Source organism: Streptomyces sp. NPDC058307, assembly GCF_042880295.1.
In the GTDB taxonomy this organism is placed as follows: domain Bacteria; phylum Actinomycetota; class Actinomycetes; order Streptomycetales; family Streptomycetaceae; genus Streptomyces.
The window spans coordinates 63,129-87,955 of sequence record NZ_JBHVYZ010000028.1 but is presented as its reverse complement, the minus strand read 5'-3'; the positions used below and the strand labels follow the sequence as shown (position 1 = coordinate 87,955).

The 24,827-nt window shown below is 66.6% G+C and carries 17 protein-coding genes; 7 read left to right on the top strand and 10 right to left on the bottom strand.

What is annotated here, in order from left to right:
• Positions 1-144 precede the first annotated feature (144 nt).
• The 6 genes from ACFVYN_RS21300 to ACFVYN_RS21275 all read right to left on the bottom strand — a co-directional run bounded on the left by ACFVYN_RS21300 (position 145) and on the right by ACFVYN_RS21275 (position 3,964).
• Complete coding sequence (locus ACFVYN_RS21300) at positions 145-813, bottom strand: hypothetical protein (RefSeq protein ID WP_390000812.1); 669 nt, start codon at positions 811-813, stop codon at positions 145-147.
• Positions 810-1,334 carry an RNA polymerase sigma factor gene (locus ACFVYN_RS21295; RefSeq protein ID WP_390000810.1) on the bottom strand — a complete coding sequence of 175 codons (525 nt, stop codon included), beginning with the start codon at positions 1,332-1,334 and terminating at the stop codon, positions 810-812. Before ACFVYN_RS21295 ends, ACFVYN_RS21300 begins: the two co-directional genes overlap by 4 nt.
• Before the next feature lie 121 nt (positions 1,335-1,455).
• Positions 1,456-1,620 (bottom strand): hypothetical protein, encoded by a 165-nt coding sequence (locus tag ACFVYN_RS21290; protein ID WP_390000852.1) that lies wholly within the window; start codon positions 1,618-1,620, stop codon positions 1,456-1,458.
• Positions 1,621-2,041: 421 nt separating this feature from the next.
• On the bottom strand, positions 2,042-2,659 hold the full coding sequence (locus ACFVYN_RS21285) for a hypothetical protein (protein ID WP_390000808.1): 618 nt from the start codon (positions 2,657-2,659) through the stop codon (positions 2,042-2,044).
• Between the two features lie 28 nt (positions 2,660-2,687).
• Positions 2,688-3,635, bottom strand: coding sequence for a WXG100 family type VII secretion target (locus tag ACFVYN_RS21280; protein WP_390000806.1), 948 nt, complete (start codon positions 3,633-3,635; stop codon positions 2,688-2,690).
• On the bottom strand, positions 3,632-3,964 hold the full coding sequence (locus ACFVYN_RS21275) for a hypothetical protein (RefSeq protein ID WP_390000805.1): 333 nt from the start codon (positions 3,962-3,964) through the stop codon (positions 3,632-3,634). The genes ACFVYN_RS21280 and ACFVYN_RS21275 overlap by 4 nt, the downstream gene beginning before the upstream one ends.
• 560 nt (positions 3,965-4,524) lie before the next feature.
• Between ACFVYN_RS21275 and ACFVYN_RS21270 the strand changes: the two genes are divergently transcribed.
• Genes ACFVYN_RS21270 through ACFVYN_RS21260 form a run of 3 tightly spaced genes read left to right on the top strand, consistent with a single transcriptional unit; the run spans position 4,525 to position 7,276 of the window.
• Positions 4,525-4,926 (top strand): very short patch repair endonuclease, encoded by a 402-nt coding sequence (locus tag ACFVYN_RS21270; RefSeq protein ID WP_390000804.1) that lies wholly within the window; start codon positions 4,525-4,527, stop codon positions 4,924-4,926.
• The gene (locus ACFVYN_RS21265; protein ID WP_390000802.1) at positions 4,923-5,918 is read left to right on the top strand and encodes a DNA cytosine methyltransferase; all 996 of its coding nucleotides are present in this window, start codon (positions 4,923-4,925) and stop codon (positions 5,916-5,918) included. Before ACFVYN_RS21270 ends, ACFVYN_RS21265 begins: the two co-directional genes overlap by 4 nt.
• A gap of 11 nt (positions 5,919-5,929) precedes the next feature.
• The gene (locus tag ACFVYN_RS21260) at positions 5,930-7,276 is read left to right on the top strand and encodes a DNA cytosine methyltransferase (RefSeq protein WP_390000800.1); all 1,347 of its coding nucleotides are present in this window, start codon (positions 5,930-5,932) and stop codon (positions 7,274-7,276) included.
• An 18-nt stretch (positions 7,277-7,294) separates the two neighbouring features.
• Here ACFVYN_RS21260 and ACFVYN_RS21255 read toward each other — a convergent pair whose 3' ends face one another.
• The 3 genes from ACFVYN_RS21255 to ACFVYN_RS21245 are packed head-to-tail and all read right to left on the bottom strand — an operon-like array spanning position 7,295 to position 11,315.
• Complete coding sequence (locus ACFVYN_RS21255; protein ID WP_390000799.1) at positions 7,295-8,173, bottom strand: DUF6339 family protein; 879 nt, start codon at positions 8,171-8,173, stop codon at positions 7,295-7,297.
• Complete coding sequence (locus ACFVYN_RS21250) at positions 8,170-9,165, bottom strand: hypothetical protein (RefSeq protein WP_390000797.1); 996 nt, start codon at positions 9,163-9,165, stop codon at positions 8,170-8,172. Before ACFVYN_RS21250 ends, ACFVYN_RS21255 begins: the two co-directional genes overlap by 4 nt.
• Positions 9,162-11,315, bottom strand: a complete 2,154-nt coding sequence (locus tag ACFVYN_RS21245) for a helix-turn-helix transcriptional regulator (protein ID WP_390000795.1) — start codon at positions 11,313-11,315, stop codon at positions 9,162-9,164. Before ACFVYN_RS21245 ends, ACFVYN_RS21250 begins: the two co-directional genes overlap by 4 nt.
• 965 nt (positions 11,316-12,280) lie before the next feature.
• On the opposite strand from ACFVYN_RS21245, the gene ACFVYN_RS21240 reads away from it, so the two are divergent.
• From ACFVYN_RS21240 to drmB, 4 genes are read left to right on the top strand one after another with little or no spacing between them, the layout of a single operon-like run.
• Positions 12,281-17,041, top strand: a complete 4,761-nt coding sequence (locus tag ACFVYN_RS21240) for a DEAD/DEAH box helicase (RefSeq protein WP_390000793.1) — start codon at positions 12,281-12,283, stop codon at positions 17,039-17,041.
• Positions 17,038-18,942 (top strand): UvrD-helicase domain-containing protein, encoded by a 1,905-nt coding sequence (locus ACFVYN_RS21235; RefSeq protein WP_390000792.1) that lies wholly within the window; start codon positions 17,038-17,040, stop codon positions 18,940-18,942. Before ACFVYN_RS21240 ends, ACFVYN_RS21235 begins: the two co-directional genes overlap by 4 nt.
• On the top strand, positions 18,939-22,193 hold the full coding sequence (locus tag ACFVYN_RS21230) for a helicase-related protein (RefSeq protein WP_390000790.1): 3,255 nt from the start codon (positions 18,939-18,941) through the stop codon (positions 22,191-22,193). The genes ACFVYN_RS21235 and ACFVYN_RS21230 overlap by 4 nt, the downstream gene beginning before the upstream one ends.
• On the top strand, positions 22,190-24,052 hold the full coding sequence (gene drmB, locus ACFVYN_RS21225) for a DrmB family protein (RefSeq protein WP_390000788.1): 1,863 nt from the start codon (positions 22,190-22,192) through the stop codon (positions 24,050-24,052). Before ACFVYN_RS21230 ends, drmB begins: the two co-directional genes overlap by 4 nt.
• On the opposite strand, the gene ACFVYN_RS21220 is transcribed toward drmB, so the two are convergent.
• Complete coding sequence (locus ACFVYN_RS21220) at positions 24,042-24,755, bottom strand: ATP-binding protein (RefSeq protein WP_390000786.1); 714 nt, start codon at positions 24,753-24,755, stop codon at positions 24,042-24,044. The genes drmB and ACFVYN_RS21220 overlap by 11 nt on opposite strands.
• Positions 24,756-24,827 lie beyond the last annotated feature (72 nt).

Below are 24,827 nucleotides of genomic sequence, written 5' to 3'. Positions count from 1 at the left end.
ACCGGTCCCCCCCGGTGGCGGTGGGTGGTTTCTACTACCTGGCCCCCGACCACTACGTGCCCCAAACGCCTCCGTTGGATAAGTCCCACGAAAACAACGGGCGGTGGCGCTGGCCCCCCCCCCCCGCCCCACGTCCGCATGCCTTCAGGACGTCAGCCGCAGCGCCTTGAGCACGCCCGCGCTCAGGGCGACGTCGTTGTCCTCGCCCGGGACCGCGTGTCCGTCCTCGACCCCGTACACACCCTGCGTGGTGTTCACCAGGGTGAAGCGGTTGCCGTCCAGTTCGTCGAGCAGCAGGACGTACTCCTTCCCAGCGGCGAGGTCCGCTGTCTCGGGCCCGGATCCGGGTGTCGTATAAGCCAGTTCGATCCTGCCGCCCGCGGGGGATGCCCCCTTGGCCGTAGCCAGCACCTGGGCCGTGGCGACGGTTTCGGTGAGACCGTCGGTCGTCTCCTCGTGTCCTGCACCGAGCCTGGCCCGGACGATCAGCACCGACGCATCCTCCAGCTCGGCAGTCGTACCGAAGTACGGCTCGTCGGCCATCGGATCACCATGGCTCCCGCCAGGCTCCTTCGGGTCATTCAGAGCGAACACGGCGACTGTCGTGACCGCGGCGGCGGCCGCGCAGGCGACGGCGGCCACGAGGAACCCACGCCGGGACGACCGCCTGGCCAGCACTCGCGGCTGCGTCTCGATGGACCCGACCAAGTCGGCGAGCTCTTCCCGCGCACGCGCCGACAAACCGTCCACCGTCGCGTCCGGCATCGGATTGGCCTGCTGGACAAGGGACTTCACATGGGACTTGTTGATCATGCCGACTCCTCGGGTGAGAGGGACGCGGGTGAGGCGTAGACATCACGGAATGCTTCACGGGCACGATGCAGCCGGACCCACACCGCCGGACCGCTGCATCCGAGCACCTCGGCCGTCTCCGTCGTGCTGAGCCCGTCCCAGTAGCGCAGGAGCAGGACGTCCCGGTGCTGCTCAGGCAGCCGCTCAAGGGCTTCGAGAACGCTCGAGTCCTCTTCCGACGCCGGCGCACGGTCCAGTTCGTCGGTGATGAACCGGTGCAACTCGGTCAGCCGGGCCGCAGCACGGTGGTGGTTGCTCAGCAGATTGCGCGCGGTGACGAACAGCCAGCCGGAGCCGACCTCCCCACCCTTGAGCACGCGCTCCCACGCGATCCGGAAAACCTCCGCCGTCAGCTCCTCCGCCGCGCTCCGGTCGCCGACCCGGCGATACAGGAAGGCGGACACCCGTGGGTGGTCCCGGACATACAGGGCCGTGAACCGTGCGGCGCGTTCACGGTCGGTCGCGGTCTGAATGTTCTCCACACCTCATAGATGTCATGAGCCCGGCACTTCCTTACGGCCCACCGCTACCTTTCTTGCACCGGCTCAGGAGCCGACTTTCACGGCGACCCGCGCGTCATCGACCAAGGCATCTACGCGACTGTCATGAAGCAGCGGCCCAATGGCGACAGGCAGTAGGCGGGGCCCGCCCCACAACCTGCCTCGACTGCATCCGAGGTGGACTTGCCCCCACCGTGGGCGGCAAGCCCCCGTCCATGGGAATCTCCGCACCGGTGATGAACGAGGACGCGTCGCTCAGCAGAAACACCACAAGCGGAGCGTTGTCATCAACAGTCTCACTCCGCCCGACGGCGTCTCCCTGATCGTGGCGCCCGAAAGGCTTCCGATCCCGTTGAATGGTTGCCGCATTGTTGACCGGCCCATGCACCCGGCCGTGGGTCTCCTGAGCTCGGCGCCAACAGCCCAGTCGGCCTCAAGACTGACATCCAGCCGACAGCACTCGCCACCCTCCGGCCGGACACCGGTCCCGACCGCGACAGCCCCGCCCGAGCCAAGGCAGCGGCCTCAGCAGCCTCCCTGCCCATGAGCCACTCCAGTGACCACTACTACGTTGTCGACCAGCCGTTAGGCCTGCTGATCACTTTCGGAGATCAGTCATGGCGGAAGACATAGCCGTAGCAGGTAGGCAACCCCTTTCTACCAACCTCTTGCCCGGACTCGGCGATCTATCAGCCGCTTACCCGTGCCGCAAACGGCTCGGCATGCGTCGGCACTGACGCCACCAACGCGATCCACGACCCGTCCGCGAACGCCAGCTCAAAGCGGCCTCGCTGGAGCATGCCCTTGGGACTCGCGCGGACGCCGACGACGGCAGCTCGTGGTCCTTCCCACTGCAGTTCGTACGCCGGTGTCGTCTGCCAGAGTTTCGCGCGGTCCGCGAGCACGAGCACTCGGCGGTCAGTGAACGCGACCACCAGCCTGGTAGAAGGCAGACGCGCGACGCTGTAGTGAGTCACCAGAAACTGCCCGGCCTGGCTCTCCCAACCTCCGTACATGCCTTTGCCATGGGCCGCCTGAGCGAGGGTGTTGTCGACCGCCAGCTCGGCGCCCTCCATGGTTCGCTCCACACCCCCGACGGATTTCGGTTCGCTCGGCCGCAGGAATCTCTGTACCGCGCCGGGGAGACGGGACTTGATCCGGCGTTCCAGCTCCGACTCCTGGGGCGGCTGCCGCAACCACACCGGCCGCTCCGGTACCCCGGGGGCCATCTCGCCCTCGCAAACCGCGATCAGCTGTTCTCCCGACTGGAGGTGTGGCTGGACCTGGTCGCGGCAGTCGTTGTTCATTTCCGTGTCTCTCCGGTTGGACGAGTGGTCAGCCGAACGGATTGTCCCGGAACCGGGGTTCCACCGTCTGGTGATCGCGATCTGACGGATTGGCGATGCCGAGGTCCTCACGAGCCGCCGTGCTGGGATTGCGGTTCCCTGCCAGCCGATCGTCGGCTTCGTCGGCGCCGATACCCAGGGCTCCTTGCAGGCCTTCCTGGTTTGCCTGCCCGACAGGATCACCGGTGAGGCCGACCGCACCGAGCGCTGCCTTTCCGGTCGTCTTCACGGCCCGATGGGCGGCGAAGGCCGTCAAGCCGTCGGCGGTCTTGAGATCACCGACGTGCTTCCACGTCCACGGCTTGGCAGTGCTGAACCTGTTCGTCTTGGCGAGCGCCTTGAGCGCCTTCATGGCATCCGCGATCTTCCTCAGCGTGCTGGCGAGCCGTGCCACCAGGCTCGCAATGCGCGTGGCGGCCAAGGAGCCTTCGGCGGCAGCCGCAGCAGCTCCGGCAGCAGCCGAAACGCCTGCGGTCAGCGCGGCGAAGGCTGCGGAAGCAGCGAGAGTGATCAGCGCCCACTCGATCAGCTCACGGATGACCGTCTCGACCATCTCCTGGATCACGCGGCACTCTTCCGCCGCTTCCCGGAGCAGCTCGGCCGTTCCCTCCATGTCCGCGGCCTCGGCCTCGAACTCCGCTTCCAGGTCAACGAGTTCGTTCAAGAAGGCATCCGCTGCCTCGCCGGACCATTCATGGGCGAGATCTGCGCGGTCACGCCGCTGGTCGGCCAGGAGATCACGGAGCTCACCAGCCTGCTTGGCCCACAGATCAGCAGCGTCCTGCAGTCCTTCGGGGTCGCCGGTGACGAATTCGAGCTGCTCGGCCAGCGGTTCCACCACCGGGCGCATCAGCTCGTCGAGCAACCCGCTGAGCGGGCTCATCCAGTCATTGACCTTGCCGTAGGCATCGACCGCCGCACCTGCCGGCCCGCTCACATCGCCCCCCGAGCCTGGGCAGCGATGCTACGGACCTGGTCCACCGTGTGGTCCTCCACTTCCTGGTACGAGCGGCCAGTTCGCTCGATGAACTCGGCGATCTGCTCCTGCTGTCCCGCGGCATAGTCGAGATTCTCCAGCGTGGCGTCAACACGCTCACGGTAGTCCTGACCGGTCTCCTCGGACTCCGGGAGCTTGCCGAAAGCGTTCGCACCGGGAGAGTGCGCGCCCAGTGCTTGCCGGATCTGCCGCAGCCGATCAGCGCGGTCATGTGCGGTCCTTGAGAACCGGGTCAGTGCGTCCTGTGTGACTGCATACTGCGGCGCCATGCATCCCCCGTGCAGCGTGTGGTGTTGGTCAAGATTCTCAAAATTCCTAGCACGAAGCCGCATCGGAGCCAACAGGGGCATCCCGCAGAAGCCAGGTGGGACCGCTTGATCGCGCCAAAAAACGACCATGGTTCTTCAAAAACGGGCTTCGCACGAGTCAGTTCTCGCGCAACTTGAGTTCCTGTGGCAGGGCAGAAGTCGAGTTGGTGATCACACACCTGCAGGTTTCTGCCGATCACCCGCGATCTCACATCCTTGGGTACCGCCGCTCACCCGGCCCGACAGCCCCATCGCAGGGGTCCGCTGCTCAGTGCTGCCAGCGAGAAAAGGTGAACACCGTTCCCGCCCTGTTGTACCGGGTGGTGCAGTCCCTGCTTCGAGTCACCAACGACGGGACGGTGAGCCGGCGTGACGTCGTCACGGCTTGCCCGCGGATCCGGTTCCGCGCGATCGACTCGGGCCGGCAGGATGCAATAGTCATCGATCGAGACGACATACGTTCCTGAGGCGCGACACCATTGAACTACTTGAGGCCTTCCTCGCCGGAAGTCTCCAAACGCATGTCCCGGCAGGTCAGCAAGGACACAGGGTGCGAGCTGGCGGTACGGCGCCTTCTCCACGCAGCGGGTCTGCGCTATCGCGTGGAGTACCCGGTGCCGGGCATGGCGCGGCGCCGGATCGACGTGGCGTTCACCAGCGTGAAGGTGGCTGTCCTGATCGACGGGTGCTTCTGGCACGGATGTCCGGAGCATGCAACGCAGCCGAAGGCCAACGCGGAGTGGTGGCGCGCGAAACTGGACCGGAACACGGCGCGTGACCGGGAGACGACCGAGCATCTGATCGCGGAAGGTTGGACGGTGCTTCGATTCTGGGAGCACCAGGCTCCGGGAGAAGTGGCCGTACAGGTGGCAGCGGCCGTTGAACGGCGTCGAATGGAAGAGCCCAGGGGGAAAAAAGTATGAGTGGATTGACCTTCGTCGATGTGTGCTCCGGGGCGGGTGGACTTGCCCTCGGACTGGAACAGGCGGGATTCGAGCCGCGCCTGCTGCTGGATGACGACGAAGACGCTGTCACCACTCTGCGGGCCAATCGGCCGCATTGGAACGTACTTCACACCGACCTGTTGGACTTCGATCCGGCCGAGCATCCCGTAAGCCATGACGTGGACCTCCTCTCGGCCGGCCTGCCGCGGGTGAAGTCGAGTGCGACTGTCGGGCGCACGGATTCAGGAGCCGAGGAGCGCTTGCTGACGGCCACGGTCTATCTCGTCCATGCGATCAGGCCTCGCGCGGTGCTCATCGAGAACGTGCCCGGGCTCGCGCATTCGGACGCCTATCAGCAGTTTCGTGATTTCGCACGAGCCGAACTGGCCCACCTGGGATACGAGTTCAGTTGGTTCGTCGTGAACGCAGTCGACTTCGGCGTGCCCCAGAACCGCAAGCAAGGCGTCCTCGTCGCCATCGAGCGGCAGGGGGGCTCGACATTCCGGCCACCGGCACCGACCGTGGAGCAGCCCACGACGGTCGGCGCCGTTCTGGGACCGTCCATGGCCTCACGGGGTTGGCCGGACGCCGCCCGCTGGGCCGCCCAGGCCGATCGACCGGCACCCACTCTGGTCGGCGGCTCGAAGAACCGGGGCGGCGCGGACCTCGGACCGACGGGAGCCAAGCGGACCTGGGCGACCATGGGTGTCAACGGTCACACTGTGGGCGACGTCGTACCCGACGCGGACTTCGTCTGGGATCCCGAACTCGGCAGGGACAACATGGTGAAGATCACGGTCGAGCAGGCCGCGCTGCTACAGGGCTTTCCCGAGACGTGGGAGATCACCGGTCGCAAGACCGCCCGATACCGCCAGGTCGGGCACGCGACACCACCGCCTGCGGGAGAGGCACTGGGGAGGGCTGTCGCCGCAGCGCTGGTTCGGGATCCAGCAGTCCCCGCTGCCGGCTAGACTTCGGCCACATGACCAGCACGGCGTCGCCCAAGTCCGTCCTCGACCAGCCATTCGTCCTCGACCTCTTCGCAGGTCCCGGAGGGCTGGACGTCGCCGGTCACTCGCTCGACATCCCGAGTCTCGGAATCGAGTGGGACAGAAGCGCCTGCCTGACCCGGTACGCCGCCGGGCTGGACACCCTTCACGCCGACGTGAGCGCCGTACGCAGGGATGCCTTCGAGTCGTTGCCGCCGGAGATCAACGTGCTCGCCGGTGGCCCGCCGTGCCAGACGTACTCGGTGGCCGGGCACGGCGCCGGGCGCCAAGCCCTGGACAGGGTCAAGAAGTACATCGATCGTCTGATGCCGGGTGACTCCGACAAGAAGATCGACGAAGAACTCAAGGATCTCCCCGATCCACGCACCGCCCTGGTCCTCGAACCTCTCCGGTACGCGATTCAGGCAACGCGAAGCCCCAACCGTGGGAGCCGACCGTACGATGTGATCGTCTTGGAGCAGGTTCCCGCAGTGGCTCCGCTTTGGGAGCACTACGCCAAGGTGCTGGCCGAGACCGGGCTCCCGGACGGGACCAGATACAAGGTTGTCGTCGGCGTTCTGGCCACCGAGACCTACGGAGTACCGCAGACGCGATCTCGCGCGGTGTTGATCGCTCGGCGTGAAGGGCTCGGCGAGCCCTCGCTCCCCTCCCCTACACACCGCTCCTACGACGCGAAGGAATGGAACCGGAACTACGGGACGAGCGCACCTGACCAGGTCATTCAGCCGACACTTGACGAGGGCGCCACGTCGACGAGCGACGAGGACAGACTTCCCTGGAGGTCGATGCGTGATGCCCTCTCGGACTCTGTGGGCTCACATCCCGGGCGTGTCACTCCATTCTTGGTCCGCTCGAACTACGGCAGTTCGGGTCATCCGGGTAGGCGTGGAGTGCGGACCGACCAGCAGCCCGCCACCACTGTCACCGGCCGCATCTCCCGCTTCGTGGTTTTCGAGCACCTCAACGAGAAGGTCGTCTACGAAGGCCCGCGATTCAGCATGAACGAAGCGGGCTTGCTGCAGAGCTTCCCGCCGGACTATCCCTGGTCCGGTACTGCTCAGGCTCAGCAGGTGGGCAACGCCGTACCTCCCCTCTTCGGTGCGCATTTGCTGAGCGCCGCTCTCGGGCTCCCAAAGCCGGCCCCGGAGGCACTGATGAAACCGTGGCAGTCAGCAACCGAGGAGCAGCGGGCCAAGCTGCGAAGCAATGGCTGCGGCGCCGCCGACCACTGCACCGACAGGTGCCCGCAGGCCAAGGACCAGGTGCCGCCGCCCTCTTCCGTGCGCCCCCGGAAGGGCAAGAAGGCGTCGGCCAAGTAGTCCGAGGCCGGCGCCCGGTCATTCCCGGAGCTTCCTGCCCCTGACCGGCGCAGTCTCCAACAGCTCTGCAAAGTAGCTGGTGAGCGCGGCCACGGACTCCTCCGGGACAGGGTCCTCGTCGGGCCCCTTCGGGAGGTCGTATCGCTCGACTGGTGGCGCCGACTCCGCTTCCGCGATCCAGTCCCGCAGATGGACGGGGTTGCGAGGTCGATCCGGCGCGAGGATGTCGTAGATCAGGGTCGCGCCAGCCGCGTTGATCGCAACGCTGAGGCCATCGACCTCTCGCCCAGTGGTGACGAGTCCGCTCTTCAACAGGCGGATCATGGCCTGAGCGGTGGGACGGTGGTCGATCATCTCCTTCTTCAGAACGCTGTGGATGAGGTCCTGGTTTCCGCAGGCTGCCTCGACCGGCTCGTAGTCCGCCCCGTTCCTGAACAGCTCCGCTGCCCACCACAGGCGTGAGAAACACTGCCGGTCGGCAGGTCCCCGGAAGCGCTCTGCGGCGACACGCCTTTCGGGCTTCTTCGCCGTCGTTTCCGAAAGGTGACGCCAGACCACGTAGTCAGGAGCAATCGCCAGCGCAAGGTGGTTCCACAAACGCTTGTCCGCCGCCTCTCGCCGTGTCAGGCGCAGCGTGGCATGGAGCCGTGGCGCGAGCCATGCGTCGGCTCGGGTACGGTCCTCCCGGAACTCGAACATGGCGTCTTCCACCAGGCTGCGGATCGGCTCGACCCACCATCTGGCGTCGTCCTCGGGAAGCGGCTCGACGACCTTGGCGAGGTCGATGCCGCCGTGAACCTGTTCGCCTCGGAGCAGCTCTTCGGTGAGGAACGGATCGACGGCCGAGGTGGCGAGCAGCGCCAGGCGCTCCGGTACGTGGTTCGGTTGGGTGATCACGTCTCACTCTCGCGGTTCATCTGTTCCAGGCTGCGAATTACATAGGCGAGCGCCTTGGTGGCATCGGCGCGGCGGACCGCCGCGTAGTGGATACGGGTCTGCAGTTCGACCCAGCCCGATTCACCGGTGCGCCGGCGGTGGACCTGTCGTAGGGCCTCCTCTACGTGGACCCCGGGAACGACGTCCGGGAGCATCTCCCGCAGCACCTCGCCCTGCCAGTCGGTCGGGAAGACCGGGCCCCCACCGGGTTCCACCTCGAGATCGCCGATGGCACCGTGGAACACCGCGGTCCAGACATCGGTGGCCATCTGAGCGACCAGAACGTCGCGCACCTTGCTGTCCACTCCCGAGCCGTTGCTGTCCAGCAGGCCGATCACACCCTCGACGTCAGTGTTCACGAACACCGTCGGGACTCTGGCCGAGGCGTCCACGATCCAGGGCGCGTCAGCATAGGTCTGGAGCCACTCCCGGGAGCTTTTCTTGAACGACGCTGTCTGGACGTCCAGTTGGAGCCCCCGGACCGGCTCGTCGGAGACCGTGTCGACGATCCAGCTCCGGTCGGTCTCGGCGATCGACCGTCCGCGAACTCCGTCCACCGTCCCGACGGCGTACACGGCGAGGGAAGCACGGCCCAAGTGGTCGTCACGGAGCACCTCCAGCGATCCGGACCAGTCCCGTCCGCCCTCCGCGTCGAGCATGAGATCCGCAGAGGTGCGGACGTTGGTCTCGCCGTCAGTCAGCACGGCAAGGACACGCAGATCGGACCAGGCCGCGTCCGGCGCGTTCGCCCCCGGTGGCAGCGTCGCCGAGAGGCCGATCGTGGCGCTCACCCAGTCGGTGTGGCCGGCGATGCCGAGCGCGACCGACTGCTGCTGGGTCGAGTACGCGGCGGTCTCCAGTTGGTCGCGGGTGCCGTCAGAGAGCTTGAGGGAGACTGAGGTCACTCGCAGAGTGACCGGCCGATTGAGCCTCTTGTACGGGTAGATCTTCACGCGTCACTCCCCTTCCCGGCACGGAGTTCGAGGACGAGGCGGGTGAGGGTGGTCCTGACCGGGTGACTACTCACATCGGTGAATCCTTGGAACTTCGCGCGACGTACGCCAGGAGTGAAGCGCAGGGTCCCGTCCACCACCTCGCAACCCTCTACAGCCACGAGTTCCGCCCACTCCAGCTTCGGACGGCCTCCGGACCGCACGTCCAGCTGCGCGACCGGCACCATCGGGACGATCTCGTCGCCACGGGGGATGCTCACTTCGGCGGTGATCCGCCACTCTCCGTCGTCGCCGACTGTCGCGTCGAGCGTGTCCAGCACCGGAACCACCGGCCCGGCGGGCGCCTTGGCCTTTGGCCTGGTTCTCACGGTCAAGGCCTTGCGCACAGCCTCATTGCCGTCGCGGCTACTGCTGCGCTTCGGACGCGCAACTAGTTCCCTGACCGCATTGTTGACCTCAGCCGTCAGCGCACTGATCCGCCGATACGCAGACGGGGACCAGCGCAGAGTAAGCTCCTCCGTCTGTCCCCAACGGTCATGCTCAGGCGGTTCCGCCGCACGCAGGAATTCCTCTGCTTCCTTAGCGAAGGGAGCAGTCTCTCCGGCTGCCTCGCCCGCCAGTAGAACGGCCTGGAAGGGATTGGTCCCGAGCGGCAGTCTCTGAACCCCGGCCCTCTTGACGGTCATACGGTTGCCGCGCAGCGAGTGCACCTGGTTCTTCCCGCCGTCCCCGTCCCCCTCGGCCTCGGTGACCAGAAGGACCGCCTGGTGTGTGCCGAGCGTCCCTGGGGCGCCGCCGGACAGCGGCAGCTTCAGCGGGACGTTTCGCGCCGCGACCTGCCCGGCTTCGGTGAGACGGTCCACCGTAGTGCCCTCGTAGTGCGCCCTGAGAGCACGAGTCCGGGCGGGCTGTTCGACAGACGGATCCACCTGCTTCTCCGGCACGACCTCCTTGCCGTTCTGGAAGGCACGGACAGAGACTTCGAGGAGCGGCAGCCTGCTGCCTCCGCCGGTCATCGCGGCCCAGAAGTCACGTCCCAGCGCTTCTACCAGACGACCGTGCATCTTGCGGATGTCACGCGTGTCCTCGTCGCCGTCCTCAACACTGCCGGTCTCATCGTCGGCGTCGGACCTGCTCTCGAGGCTGGCCACGTCGTGCGCACCGACGATGAGGAAGGAGGTACCGGGTTCGTCGCTCTCCCTGGTCAGATACAGACGTGCCACGGTCTCCTCGTCCGCCCACCAGGAACGGGCGACCATCGCACCGGGCGAATCGGGATCGGGGCGTCCGAACCAGGCCGGGCCCGCGTATGTCTCCCCCTCCACTTCTCGCCACGGCAGTTCGAGACGGCCGATGACCCTTCGCTCGGTACGTCCTTCGTGAGGCACGGACAGAGTGGAGTTGATGAGCACGAGCCCGAGGGCGCTGGTGGCCCACAGCGTCGCCTTGCCCAGGCCGTACGAACCACCCGCGCTGGGACCGGACTTGAGGCTCTCCAGTTGGCGCCTCACCACCGCGGCGAACTTGCCGTCCGCGTAGTCGTCGCCGATGAGCCCGGAAGCGTTGTAGTCGTCCACACGCAGCAGGACCAAGCGGCTCTTCTCGTACATGTCGCGTACACCGGCGTCCACGACCCGGCCGACCTTCTGATCAGCGGCGGCCTCCGAGACGGCGGAGTAGTGCGGGAAGAGATCGTTCCAGAGGATCGCCTCACGGAAGGAGTCCAGGGCCTCACCGGTGAGTTCGTGCAGGGTGTAACGGACCCGGACCGGACGACCGTTCTCCGTAAGACGCTCGTCCAGGCTGTTCTGGCAGGTCTCGCGAGCGAGAACCTGGACGTCGGCGTCGAAGGCGAAGGCCGCGGCATTGCCCATGTCACGACCACCGTCGTGATAACCCGGGCGGTGGTACCAGGTCACCGGGAGGCCGGCCTGGGTGTCAGTCGTGCGGGTATGCACCGTCCCGACGTCGGTGCCGAGCGCCTTTGCGATGTCCGTCATCACGGTAGGGCGAGGCGTCGACCGGCCCGTGATCCACGCGGACACGGCGGCCCGAGTCAGCTGGAGCTCGTCGGCCAGTTCGGCCTGTGTCTTCCCTGCGAGCTTGAGCTGTCGGGCCAGCCAGGGTCCGAACTCCTCACCCGTATCCACGTACCACCTGCTCTTCCCCTGGAGCCGCGTGCAGCTCGCATGTCGTAGACCAGGAGGCTAATTTGACGACCTGAACACTGTCAACCAACAGTTGATCGAGCCCAGACCTTCCAGTCGGCTGAACGGATAGAACGAGTTGCCCGACTTTGACAGTATTTGCGTCCATATCGCCCTGGGGAGCTCCCAACTTTGGGTCTGGCAGGGGGAGTTGAGAGCAGGAGGGGTTGACCGCCAGAACCGGCCCCAGATAATATGAGGAACGGCGAAGAGTTTCGCCCCGCTGGTGAACCTGAATGCAAATTCCAAGGGGGATCGGGCGGTAGGACAGAACCCTGTCCAAAATCGACCGAGAGCCGAAGGCCACAGGTTTACCCTAACCTCGAACAAGCCCCCCTCGACCAAAATTGAGACACTGGCTGCATGGGCTTGCAACCTGCTACGCTAATTTGCCAGTGAGGACATTTCGTCCAACGATTTCGTACATCTATTTCCACGGGGGGGCATTTACGCTTCACTGCACCCCTGCGACAACGACACCGACAGGGGTATTTTTCATGGATGAGTATTACGGATATGATTTAGATTCGGACCGCGGCCGAAGCCATCTCGAACTTGACATTGCCATTGGGGTGGTGGAGATGAAGGCGGCGGCGGACATCCTTAAGGGCCACCCGTGCGCAGATGAATTTGTCGACAGATTTCCATGCATGGCTCAATACTTTCAGGAACCTCCCGACGAAACCACGCCCTCATCCTGACCATGCTGCAGCGCAAACCCGAGGATTAGGGGAACTCCTCGGAGCCACTCTGAATACGCCTTGACCAGCAGAAACAGATTTGTAATCCGTCTTTTCCAAGTCTTGGTCCACCACTAGCACACCCACGGGCCGGCTGTTACGAAATCGACAGCCGGCCCGTCACGCACACCTTCGTCCGACCAGTTGACACCTCAGGAGTCCTGGACAATGCCATCCTCTTTCCCTCCGGTTATTCAAACCGTCATTGAGCAGTCTTCCCGCGTCCTGCAAACTTATGCCGTAGACCCCGGCCTCGTAGCCGAACATGCCAATGGAGAGCGCCGCATCACTCAGGGCGGGTATGGTGATCGTCAACTTTTTGAGCTTGTCCAGAATGCCTCCGATGAAATCGCGGACGAGCCCGGAGGAAGAATCCAAGTCGTCCTCACAGCAACGCACCTTTACTGCGCGAACGAAGGCAACCCCGTCACTCCGGAGGGCGCGGAAACCATTCTTCGAATGAGCATGTCGAAGAAGCGTGGAGGACAGATTGGAAGATTCGGGGTAGGAATTAAATCGGTTCTCGTCGTTACTGACGCTCCAGAATTCTTCAGCAGCACCGGAAGTTTCGGTTTCGACCGCGCCTGGTCGTTCGAGCAAATTAAAAACGTGCCCGGAGTGGCCGCCCATTACGGTCAGAATTTCGATGCCCCGGTGTTGCGGATGGCCCGTCCTCTCGACGTGCAGGCTGAGCGCGCCACCGACGCTGTCCTGCACGAGCTGCTGACCTGGGCGACCACCGTCGTACGCCTACCCTTGCTGCCGAAGGCGGACCGCCGGCTCGGCCTGGACATGCACGGAGGACGCGCCAAGGAAAACGGTGAGCCGCGCGACGAGTTCCCCGTGGGCTTCCAGCTCTTCTCCCCGCATGTCGCGAAAGTCATCCTTGAGGACCGGCGTCATCTCCCGCCGGCTCGCAGGATTCTGACGGCTCGACAGGCCGGGGACCTGCACACCGTGACCGAGGAGAAGAACGGGCGAGCCAACACCATCCGCTGGCGGGTGTTCACCACCACCCACACCCCCGGTCCGGCGGCCCGGGCGGATGCCGGCGAACTCCACGACCGGCTCTCACTCGATCTTTCGTGGGGGGTTCCGGCCCTGGAGAAGGATCCGGAAAGCGGCTTGTACGTCAATTCGCGAACTCGTGGCCGCGGTGCGTTCTGGTCATTCTTCCCGACCAAGTACGAGGTGTCGTTGAGCGGCATCCTCAATGGAGCCTGGAAGACCAATGAGGACAGGCAGAACCTTCTCGACTCGTCCCCCTTCAACCAGGAGATGATCCGGGTGGCGGCGCAGCTGGTCGTCGACTCCCTTCCCGCCCTGGCGCCCGCCGAGGACCCCGCCGCCTACCTCCCCCTGCTGCCCGGTCGGGTCAAGGAATCGATCAGCTGGGCCGACGAGTTCCTGACCCGGGAGATCTGGGCCCGCGCCGCGGACCGTCCTTCCCTTCCCGACCAGGACGGCGTCCTGCGCGTCCCCACGGAACTGCGGATCCACCCGCGGCTCGACAGGGACCCGAACAAACTGTCCAGTTGGCTGCGGATGTGGAACCAGTGTCCCGGGCGCCCCTCTAACTGGCTGCACCCGAGCGTCGAGGCGGACGCCCTCCGCTCCGGAAAGGTCGAGCACATCATCAGCGCGGCCGGCCACGAGAGGACCGACGTCCGCAAGTGGCTGGAGGCGTTGGTCGAAAACGGGACCCCCGAGGCGTCGGCGGTGGCCGTGCGAATCCTCGCAAACATGATCGAGGCCAACTCCCCCTACGCCGAGGAGGCCCGCAAGGCTCACATCGTGCTCACCGAGGATCACGGTCTCGTCGCCCCCGTACACGGCAAGGTGTTCCGCCGTGCCGACCAGGGTGGCCTGCGCGAGGCTCTGGTGTACGTGGTCGACGAGCTTGCCCAGGATCCGTCGCTCGCTCATGCCCTCAACACCCTGGGCATCCGCGAGGCCGATGTCGAGGGCAGGTTCGTCAGCGTCCTCGACCAGGGCTTCGATCACTACAGCGACTCGGACTGGGAGCGCTTCTGGGAGTTGTTCCGTCAGGCGGGCGTCCGTCGGCTGGCCCACAAGGTCTTGGAGCGGGTGCCCGCTCCGGGCTCGACGCTCCGGGTGCGGACCGCCGACGGGCGCTTCCGGCCGGCCGAGGACTGCATGCTGCCGGGCGTCGTCGTCGACGCGAAGCGCGACCCGAACATCGCCGTCGACATGGCGTTCCACTCCGACGACACCCCGTTCTTCGCCCAGGTAGGTCTGCGGGAGAGGCCGTCCGGCGGGGTGCAGCCACAGGGGGGCGAGGCGTGGTTCGAGGAGTACCGCCAAGCCGTCCACGCTTCCTACCTGCGTGGGTTGGACAGTCGCGCCCCACGCCCCACGCTGAACCGGATGAAGGTCGAGGGCCCGGCGATCGGTGGTCCGCTCCACCTCTTCCGCGCCCTCTCCGAAGAGTCCCGCGCCGCCTTCCTGAAGGTGCTGCCCGACGACGCCGTGGTGGACAACTGGATCCGTCAGATCGGCGCGCAGTCCAGTACTCGGAAGACAGTGACCTCGCCGATCCGGTGGATGCTGACGAAGTACGGCACGGTCGCCACCTCCCAAGGGATCAAGCCGCTGAAGGAGGCCGTCGGTCCGCAACTCGCCGCCTACCGTGACGTTCTGCCGGTCGCCGACATCACTCCCGAGAAGGCCCGCAAGCTGCGGCTCCCGACCACCGTCGACGAAGTCCCCTCCGACCGCTGGGACGCGCTCCTCGGCGAGGTGTCCCGCAGTGAGGACGACACCTTTGTCGGAGCCACCTACGTGATGTTGACCCGTTTCGGCGCCGATTTCCCCGAGGACTCCCTGACGCGTTGCCGGATCGGTGACGCCTGGGGCACGCGCCCCGACGACGAGATCACCGTCGCCGTCGGCACCGCCGAGTACCGGGCCCTGCGCGCCGAGCAGCTCCCGGCGCTGCTCGTGCCGACCGTCGAGGACGCTGAGCTGATGGCCGAGAAGTGGGGCATGCTCCGCTACGCCAACGTGATCAGCCGGGAGACTCGTGAGGTGCCGGAGGGCGACCCCGTGGCGCTGGTCGAGCTGTTCCCCGCCCTCCGGCACCGCCTGAACAGCGCAAACCGGAGCAGCATGGTGCAGCGATGCACCGAACTGGAGGAGGTCACCCGCACACCCAACGGTACGCACGCCTCCCCTCTGGACGCCGTGCGCCAGGACAACACCGTCAAGGTCCGGGTGCCTCTGGAGCCCGAGCGGATGCTGCGCCTGATCGACCGCGAGCTCGGCCTCGGCCTCGGCGCGGCCGGCTGCCGCTCAGTGCTGGAGCACCAGGACCGCATGGCCCGGGACAGTGAACTCAAGGCCGCTCAGAAGGCGGTACGCGAGGCCGAGGACGTGGTGGCCAAGATCGAGCTGCTGATCGGTGCCGACGCACTCCGGAACGGCCTCCCCGAGGGGCTGCTGGAGGCCGAACTCCAGATGACCGACGGCGAGGAACCGTCCGGACGCCGGATCGCACAGATGGCGTTCAACGCGCACGGCGACGGGGTGCTCCAGCAGCACGCCCGGGACATCCAGGCACGCTTCCCCAACGCGCCTGTCTCGTACGGGGGTTCGTCGGCCGCCATCGCGTTTGTCTCGGAGCTGAGGCTGCCTGTCGCGTTCGCGGGTTCGAGGACTCCGTCACCGCCTCCTTCCGAGACCGTCGAGGGCCCTCGGGACTTTCCGAGCCTTCACGAGTACCAGGAGGACCTGGTCAGGAACATCTCCACCCTGCTCGACCGGTTGGCCCCTCAGCGCGGAATGCTGTCCCTGCCGACAGGCGCGGGCAAGACCCGGGTCACCGCCGAGGCCGTGATCCGCTGGGTCAAGCGGGTCGGTGATCTCAAGGGCCCACTGCTGTGGATCGCGCAGACCGAGGAGTTGTGCGAACAGGCCGTCCAGAGTTGGAAGTTCGTCTGGAGCAAGGTCGGCGCGGAACGCTCGCTCACCATCAGTCGGTTGTGGAGCAGCAACGAGGTCGGGAACGTCGTCGACCAGCCCCACCTCGTGATCGCCACCGACGCAAAGCTGGAGCGGTGTCTGGGCACCGACCAGTACGCCTGGCTACGACAGGCCGCGCTGGTGATCGTGGACGAGGCGCACACCGCCATCTCCAAGCGATACACGGAGATCCTCGGCCAGTTGGGGCTCACCCAGTACGAGACCGGTCGGCACCTGCTCGGGCTGACCGCCACGCCGTTCCGTAACACCAACGAGGACGAGACCCGCCGCCTGGTCAGCCGCTTCGGCAACAAGCGACTCGACCAGGGAGTCTTCCCCTCAGGTGATCCGTATCGTGACCTCCAGGACTGGGGCATGCTCGCCCAGGTCGAGCACCGCACTCTCGAAGGCGGCCGGATCGAACTCACCCCGGACGAGAAGACGCACGCCGATCGTATGGCGATGCTCTCCCGTTCCGCCGAACAGCGGCTCGCCGACGACCACGCACGGAGTCTGCGCATCGTCGACTCGGTGGTGGACCTGCCGGACGACTGGCCGACGTTGCTCTTCGCCACATCCGTCGACCACGCCAAGTACCTTGCGGCCATGCTCAACGACCGGGGTGTCCGGTCGGCCGCCGTGGACTCGACGACCAGTGCGCAGGACCGTCGCAGTCGCATCGAGAAGTTCCGCAACGGACGCATCCAGGTGCTCACGAACTACGGTGTCCTGACCCAGGGGTTCGACGCACCCGCAACGCGCGTCGTTGTGGTGGCGCGACCGGTCTACAGCACCAACGTCTATCAGCAGATGATCGGCCGTGGCCTGCGCGGTCGCAGGAACGGCGGCAAGGACACCTGTCTGATCCTCAACGTCAGTGACAACATCGCGAACTTCGACACCCAGCTCGCCTTCACCCAGTTCGAGCACCTCTGGAGCCGTACGTGACCGACGCCTACCTCGACAGTCCCCCGCTCACCGACGAACAACGAGTCGTGGTCGAGCAACCCTGGGACGCGCGCGTGCTGGTCACCGCGGGGGCCGGGGCGGGAAAGACCCACACACTGGTGCGCCGACTCGATGCGCTGTGCGGTCAAGAGGATCCCGACGAGTCGTTGGAGGCCGCAGAGATCCTGGTGCTCACCTTCTCCCGAGCCGCCGCCCGCGAGTTGCGTGAGCGGATTGCCCGGCACGGCGAGCGGGCCCGTCGGGTGCGCGCCCAGACCTTCGACGCCTGGGCGTACGGGGTGCTCCTTCAGGCGCAGCCCGACGGCGAGTGGAGCGCGGCCGGCTTCGACGAGCGGATCACCGCCGCTGCCCAGGCGATCGAGAGGGGGGCGTTGGAGGCCGGGGATGCCGTTCCGCCCGCCCATGTGGTGATCGACGAGGTGCAGGACCTGTTGGGCAGCCGTCGGGAACTGGTGGAGGCGCTGCTCGACCGGTACCAGGACAGCTGTGGGTTCACCGTGGTCGGTGACGCCGCTCAGTCGGTCTACGGGTTCCAGATCGCCGACCCGGACGAACGGGCCGACGAGACCGGCCGGTTCTTCGACTGGCTCCGCTGCTCGTACCCCGACGACCTGGTGGAGCTGCACCTCACTCACAATTTCCGCGCAGTCACCCCCGAGGCCCGTGTCGCGCTGGCATACGGCCCTCGTCTCCAGAAGGTCTCCGACACGGAGCAGGCGGCCACACTCTACGAAGAGCTGCGGGGCCTGCTCCTGGACCCGGCCAACGGGCTGAGCGATCTCGACGATCCGCTCACCTTGGATGGATTGCGGAACCTCTCCGACACCTGTGCCATCCTCACACGCGACAACCAACAGGCTCTGGTGATCTCCGAACTGCTCCACGAGCACAGCGTCGAACACCGGCTGCGGCGCCCTCTCGAAGAGCGGCCGGTGCCGTACTGGGTGGCCGAGTTGTTGCGTCGTACGGAAGCCACCGGCCTCACAGAGGATCGGTTCCGCTCTCTGCTCGCGGAAATCCCGCTGCCGTACGAACCCAATACGAGCGCCTTGTGGACGGTGCTGCGTCGGGCCACACGCTCGGCCGGGCGCAATGCGCTCGATCTGGAAAGGCTGCGCCGCTCGGTGGTCGACGGCAGATTCCCCGACGAGGCTGCCGACCCGGAGACGACGCGGATCGTCGTCTCCACCGTGCATCGGGCCAAGGGCCTGGAGTTCGACAGGGTGATCGTTCTGTCCCCGCCCACCATCGCCGACCTCCGCAAGCAGTACAAGGAAGAGTTCGATCCCTCCGCCGAGGCGCGAGCCTTGTACGTGGCCATGACGCGCGCCCGCCAGGACCTGTACCACGTGAACCCTCCCGAGCTTCCGATGATCAGGAGAGCCGGAGGCAGGAAGAGCGGCCGTCGATACGTGGGTGGATGGCGGGCGTACGACCGATTCGGCGTAGTGGCCGAGACGGGCGACGTCTGCCGGGACAACCCGCCGGGACACGAGAGCGACGCTCTGGCGACTCAGGTGTATCTCTTGGAGCAGGTCGGCCCTGGGCAGGAGGTCCTGCTGCGCAAGCGCCACGACCTGCCGATGGGCGAGTTTCAGAGCCCTCCGTACGCCCTGGTGCACAACGGCCGGGAGATCGGTGAGGCTTCGGAGCGGTTCCGTGAGGAGCTGTTCCGAGTGCAGAAGGTGAACCGCACGTGGGACCCGTGGTGGCCCGATGAGATCCACAGCTTGCGGATCGACGACTTGGAGACCGTGACGGGCAGCACCGCCGCCGGCACGAACGCCGGCCTCGGCGATCGCGGTGTGTGGATCATCCCCAGGATCACCGGCATCGGAAAGTACCGACGGGCTGACAACAACGAGGAGCAGAGCGCATGACGCAGGGAGCAGGTCGGCACTCCGAGCACTATCGGGTCCGGGATGAGGAGCTCCTGGTAGGACTCCGCCGCGAACTCCTTGGCCCCGCCCCGGGAGCCCCGCCGGAAGACAGGGACGAGGTTTTGACCGAAGAGGCGCCGATCGACCGCTACCTGGCCGGCGTTCTCTACCCGCGCGCGGCGACCTCGGCCGCGGAGGAACAGCTCCGCGCGGACGACGGCGAGCAAGACGGTCTGGACATCGCCCCGCAGCGCACGCGTGACAACATCGAGGAGTCCGGCACTGCTCAGGAGGTGGGCGCTGCGGGGACTCGACGCCCGTCATCCATGGGACTCACCTTCGCGGTCGCTCCCGCCATAAGCGAGGCGATCGTGATCTCCGCCCGTGCCGCCGTCTACCAGCCCACCGATGCCGACGGCAAGCCGATCCCCGCTCGCCGTGCGGAAGCTCGCACTGTCTCCGAGCAGCGGGAGCGGTGGCAACGTAAAGAGCTTGCTCTTCCGGACACCACAGTCGATGTGACCACGCCCGACCCCGACCAGAAGGTCGAACTCGGAGGCGGAGCCGCACTGCGCGTCAACGTCAGGCGCTACGACCCGTCGACCAAGACGGTCACGATCACGGTCACCTTGGTGAATACCCACCGGGTCGGTGAGCGGGAACTCCAGGACGCGTTCTCCCTTTTCCAGTGCGGTCTGACGATCCGCGCCGCCAACGGCTCCACTGCCTTCGTCGATCGGCCCGCCCCGGCTGCCTCCCATGACGACGAGGTCGGGACCAGCCGCCTGCTGCACCGCCACGCCCCGACCTTCGCCGTCGGTCACGGCTGCGCCGCCGAGTGGGACTGGACGCCGCCGCCGATCGGCGTGACCGACACCGTCTTCGCTGCTGTCACAGAAGTGCGCAGCGAGTTCGTTCCGACCGTGGAGGTGCTGCTCACCGACTCCAACCCGGAGATCGACAGCTCAGCTCTGTCCATGCTCGGCCTGGCCGAGCGCGACGACCCCGAGATCCTCGCCGCTCTGAGGAAACTCGCCACAGGTTACGAGCGCTGGATCGCCCGCAAGGAGATCGAGGCCGAGGCACTGACCGGCACCACGCACGAGAAGCCGGCGCGAGACCAGGTGCAGGCGTGCCGCGAGGCTCTCGGTCGTGTCCGGGAGGGCATCGAACTCCTAGCGTCCAAGCCCGACTTGATGCAGGCGTTCCGTCTCGCCAACCACGCCATGGCCGACCAACGCGCGCGCAGCGCTTGGGTGAAGAGCGGCCGAATCGGCTCCCCCGACCGGGCGGCCGGCCGTTGGCGTCCCTTCCAGATCGCATTCCTGCTTCTCTGCCTGGCCGGGATCGATGACCCCGAGCACCGCGACCGTGGCATCTCCGACCTGTTGTGGTTCCCCACTGGTGGTGGAAAGACGGAGGCGTACCTCGGTCTGATCGCCCTCACCTCGTTTCTGCGTCGCATCCGCAAGAAGGAGCACGGTGGGGGTGTCACCGTGCTCATGCGCTACACGCTCCGGCTGCTCACGCTCCAGCAGTTCGAGCGCGCTGCGATCCTGATTTGCGCCATGGAGCACATGCGGGTTGCCAGGCCCGAGTTGGGCAACGAGGAGTTCTCCATCGGCATGTGGGTGGGCCGCTCGGCGACCCCCAATACACTGGCGGAGGCCGAGAGGAGGCTCGCCGAGCTCCGCGGCGACCTCGGCAAACGTCTCGCCACCGAGAACCCGGTCCAGCTGCATGCCTGTCCCTGGTGCGGTACCCGCCTGGACGCCCGCGCCTACGAGGTCGACGAGGACGCCAAGCGGATGCACGTCCGCTGCCCCGGTACCGACTGCGCCTTCGCCGACGGCCTGCCCGTCCACCTGATCGACGAGGCCGTGTACGACGCCCGGCCCACGCTGGTGATCGCCACCGTCGACAAGTTCGCCTCGATGCCGTGGCGTCCGGCCACCGCCGCACTCTTCAACCGCGACGACCCGAGCGACCGCACGCCGCCCCCGGAGCTGATCGTCCAAGACGAACTCCATCTGATCTCGGGCCCCCTGGGGACGCTCACCGGCCTGTACGAGACCGCCGTGGACGCACTCGCCGACCGCCCCAAGGTGATCGCCTCCACGGCGACCATCCGCCGTGCCGCGGACCAGGGCCTCCACCTCTTCGCCCGTGATGTCCGACAGTTCCCGCCCGCGGGCCTGGACTCCCGCGACTCCTGGTTCGCCGTGGAGACCCCTCGCGAGGAGAAGGCAAGCCGCCGCTACGTCGGGCTCCTGGCCCCGGGCACCAGTCAGTCGACCCTGTTGATCCGTACGTACGCCACCTTGCTGCACCGAGCCAAGCAAGCCCGGACCGAGGACGAGGTGCGCGACGCGTACTGGAGCCTCGTCGGCTACTTCAACAGCCTCCGACTCCTGTCCGCGGCCGAGCTTCAGGTCCACGACGACGTGGTGGCGTATCTGGGGGTGCTCGCTGCACGGGAGGGCTCGGCGGTCCGCGCGGTGACCAACTACTCGGAGCTGACAAGCCGAATCGATGCCAGCGAGATCCCCACCCGCCTCAAGGGCATCGAGAAGAAGCTGCCCGACGAGGACGCCGTGGACGTCCTCCTCGCCACCAACATGATCGCGGTCGGTGTCGACGTTGACCGGCTCGGCCTGATGGCTGTCATGGGCCAGCCACAGACCACGGCCGAGTACATTCAGGCCACCAGCCGTGTCGGCCGCGCCCACCCCGGACTGGTCGCCGTCATGCTCAACGCGACCCGATCCCGCGACCGCTCGCACTACGAGAACTTCCTGCACTTCCACTCCGCTCTCTACCGCGAGGTCGAGTCCACCTCGGTCACTCCCTTCTCCGCACGTGCTCGTGAGCGGGGCCTGCACGCGGTGATCGTCGCCTTGGCACGCATCCTCATCCCGGCTGCCCGCGCCAATGATGCCGCGGGCCGGGTCGAGTCCTACGAACACCTGCTCCGCGAGGAGGTCAGGCCCATCCTCCTGAATCGTGTCCACGACGTCACACGTGAAGAAGTCGACGCGGTGGGCCGTGCCTTCGACGAGTTCGTCGACTGGTGGTGCGACGAGGCCGACACGCACGGCGGCCTCCTCTTCGAGCCCGTCAGGGGCAGTCGCACCTCCTCGCTCCTGAAGTCTTACGACGACGAGTCCGAGCACGCCGAGGCATGGCCCACCCTGTGGAGCCTGCGCGATGTCGACGCCGAGTCCGCCCTGTTCATGGAGGCAACCCGATGACCCCGCCCCCCGCACGCCGCCGCCGGACCGGCACGGACGGCGCTGCGCCCGCCCGCAACCTGCCCCGCCGCGGTGCCGTTCGTCGTGCTCAGGCGATCACCACCTACGGAGTCGGCTCACTCGTAGCCGTGGATCAGGAATCCTTCATCGTCTCCGGCCTGGACGGAGCCGACGAGCACTGGAGCAGCGACGAGTCTCCTCGGATCCACGAGCGACGCCTCGCCCGTCTCCTCGACGTCCAGCACTTCCGGCTGCCTCCCGCGTCCGAGGACACCAGCAGGGACGGCATCCGAGTGCGCCGTTTCCCTCTCATGCACTCCTGCCCCGGGTGCAACGACCTGCGCCGCCACCGAGACTTCAACCCGCCGGCTGGCCGGAGCATCTGCGGCACGTGTGAAGCCGACCTCGTACCCTCCCGTTTCGTGATCGCCTGCGAGGCCGGGCACCTCGACGACTTCCCGTACTGGCACTGGGTCCATCGAGCCGCCGGCGGTGGCACCAAGTCCGCCGGGCAGTGCGGGGGAACGCTCAAGATGCGTACCTCCGGCCGTAGTTCCTCACTCCGCTCGATCCTCGTGTCCTGCACCTGCGGGGTGCCCGAGGTCTCCATGGAGGGCTCGTTCCGCAAGAGTGCGCTCAAGGATCTGGGCCTTCGTTGCCGTGGCACCCGCCCGTGGCTCGGTACGTCCGTCCCGGCCCACGCCTGCGGCATGACGCCGCGTACGCTCCAGCGCGGTTCCTCGGCCGTGTGGCAACCGGTGCTGAAGTCGGCGCTCTCCATCCCGCCGTGGAGCGACGGCCGCGCCGATCCGCTCGCCGAGCACTGGCCCAGGCTTCGTGGGCTCGACAGCCGCGAGGAGGTAGCGGGCGCGCTCAAATTTCTCTTCGATGGAGAAAGTCCGGTCCCGCTCGACGAGGTGATGGCACTCCTCGATGCGGAACGAGAAGAGGATCCGAGCGGCGAGGACGGGCCCACCTTCGACCACCGCTACCGTGCACTGCGCAACAAGGAGTACGACCGACTCTGTGCCGGCAACGACGAACGCGAACGCTCGCGGGACGAGCAGTTCATTTGCGAGACCCCGCTGGGCGACACGAGCGTGCTCCACCCGCTCGGTGTCACAAGTCCGATGCTGGTGAAGAAGCTTCGCGAGGTGCGCGCCCTCAAGGCGTTCACACGGCTCGCCGACCCCGACGCGACGACCGAGCCCCATGAAGTACCGCTCTCCGATTCCCCTCTGCAGTGGCTCCCCGCGATGGAGGTGCGGGGCGAGGGGGTCTTCCTCCGTCTGGACGAGGAGCGACTCGGTCCCTGGGAGAAGGCCCCGGCCGTCGCCGCTCGGGTCGAGCGGATGCGCACAGCTCACCAGCGGGTGATGGAACAGCGTGCCGGGGATCCGAGCCGGGTACCCCCTTCCCCGGCTACGCCGCGCATGGTGTTGCTGCACACGTTGGCTCATGTCCTCATCAACGAGTGGAGCCTGGAAGCCGGCTATCCGGCCGCCGCCCTGCGTGAGCGTCTGTACGCGGCCGACGACATGGCAGGCGTGCTTGTCTACACCGCGACGAGCGACTCGGCAGGCAGCCTCGGCGGGCTCGTCGCCCAAGGCGAACCGGACCTCCTCGACCGGACGATCCGTTCGGCCGTCCACCGTGCCGAGTGGTGCTCCTCCGACCCATTGTGTGTCGAATCCGAGGCGTCCGGCACCGGCGGGACGAACTTGGCCGCGTGCCACGCCTGCGTGATGCTCCCGGAGACGAGCTGCGAGCACAACAACATCCTGTTGGACCGCGCGCTGCTCGTCGGCACACCGGACGATCCTCATGTGGGCTTCTTCGCGCAAGCAGTCAATCGCTGACGCCGGACCGAGCCACCTCCCATCGGCACGCGTACGGCCCGCTGAGGGTCGAGGTCTCTGCCTCCGCGACCTCGGCTTCGAAGTGGGTCTGCGCGCGGTCGAGAGCCTCGTCGACATCGCGGCCATGAGCCCTCAGCCAGTGCAGGACGTCGACCACCACGTCGATTGCTGCCTCCTCGACCAGTGAGACCGCTCTGTGCGTCGCCGACCTTGAGCGCGCCTGCTCACAGCCGTAACCGCTCAGCAGAGCCTCGATCCGATTCACGCGAGCGCCTCCAGAGTGCTCCTGGGCTGAGGCCAGCCCCGTCGGCAGCTCACACCACGTCACCTTCTGGTCGGCCTGGAGCTGAACGCCCCAACGGTCGGTGACAGCGCTGATCAGTGCCATTCCTCTGCCGGACTCGGCATCCAGTCCGGCGTCGAGGAGCACCGGCAGTGCGCGGGTGTCGGAGTCGTGAACCTCGATCCGCAGGCGGCTTCCGCTCATAGATACGACGAGGGTGGCGGGCGTACCGGTCCCCACGTGAGTGATGACGTTCGACGCGAGCTCGCTGACACAGAGCTGAGCGGCATCGATGACACCGTGCAGGCCCCAGAGCCCCAAGTGAAGCCGCATGATCCGCCGCAGCGCGGCGACCTCCTGCGGCTCGGCAGTGAAGGGAAGACTCCAGGGCTTCCTTGGGACACCGGCGATGCAGTCCATCCATCAACACCTCTACCTTCGAGTCGAGTTGCGGTGTGCGAGCACTCACATACAGAGAGTTGCATTGCAACT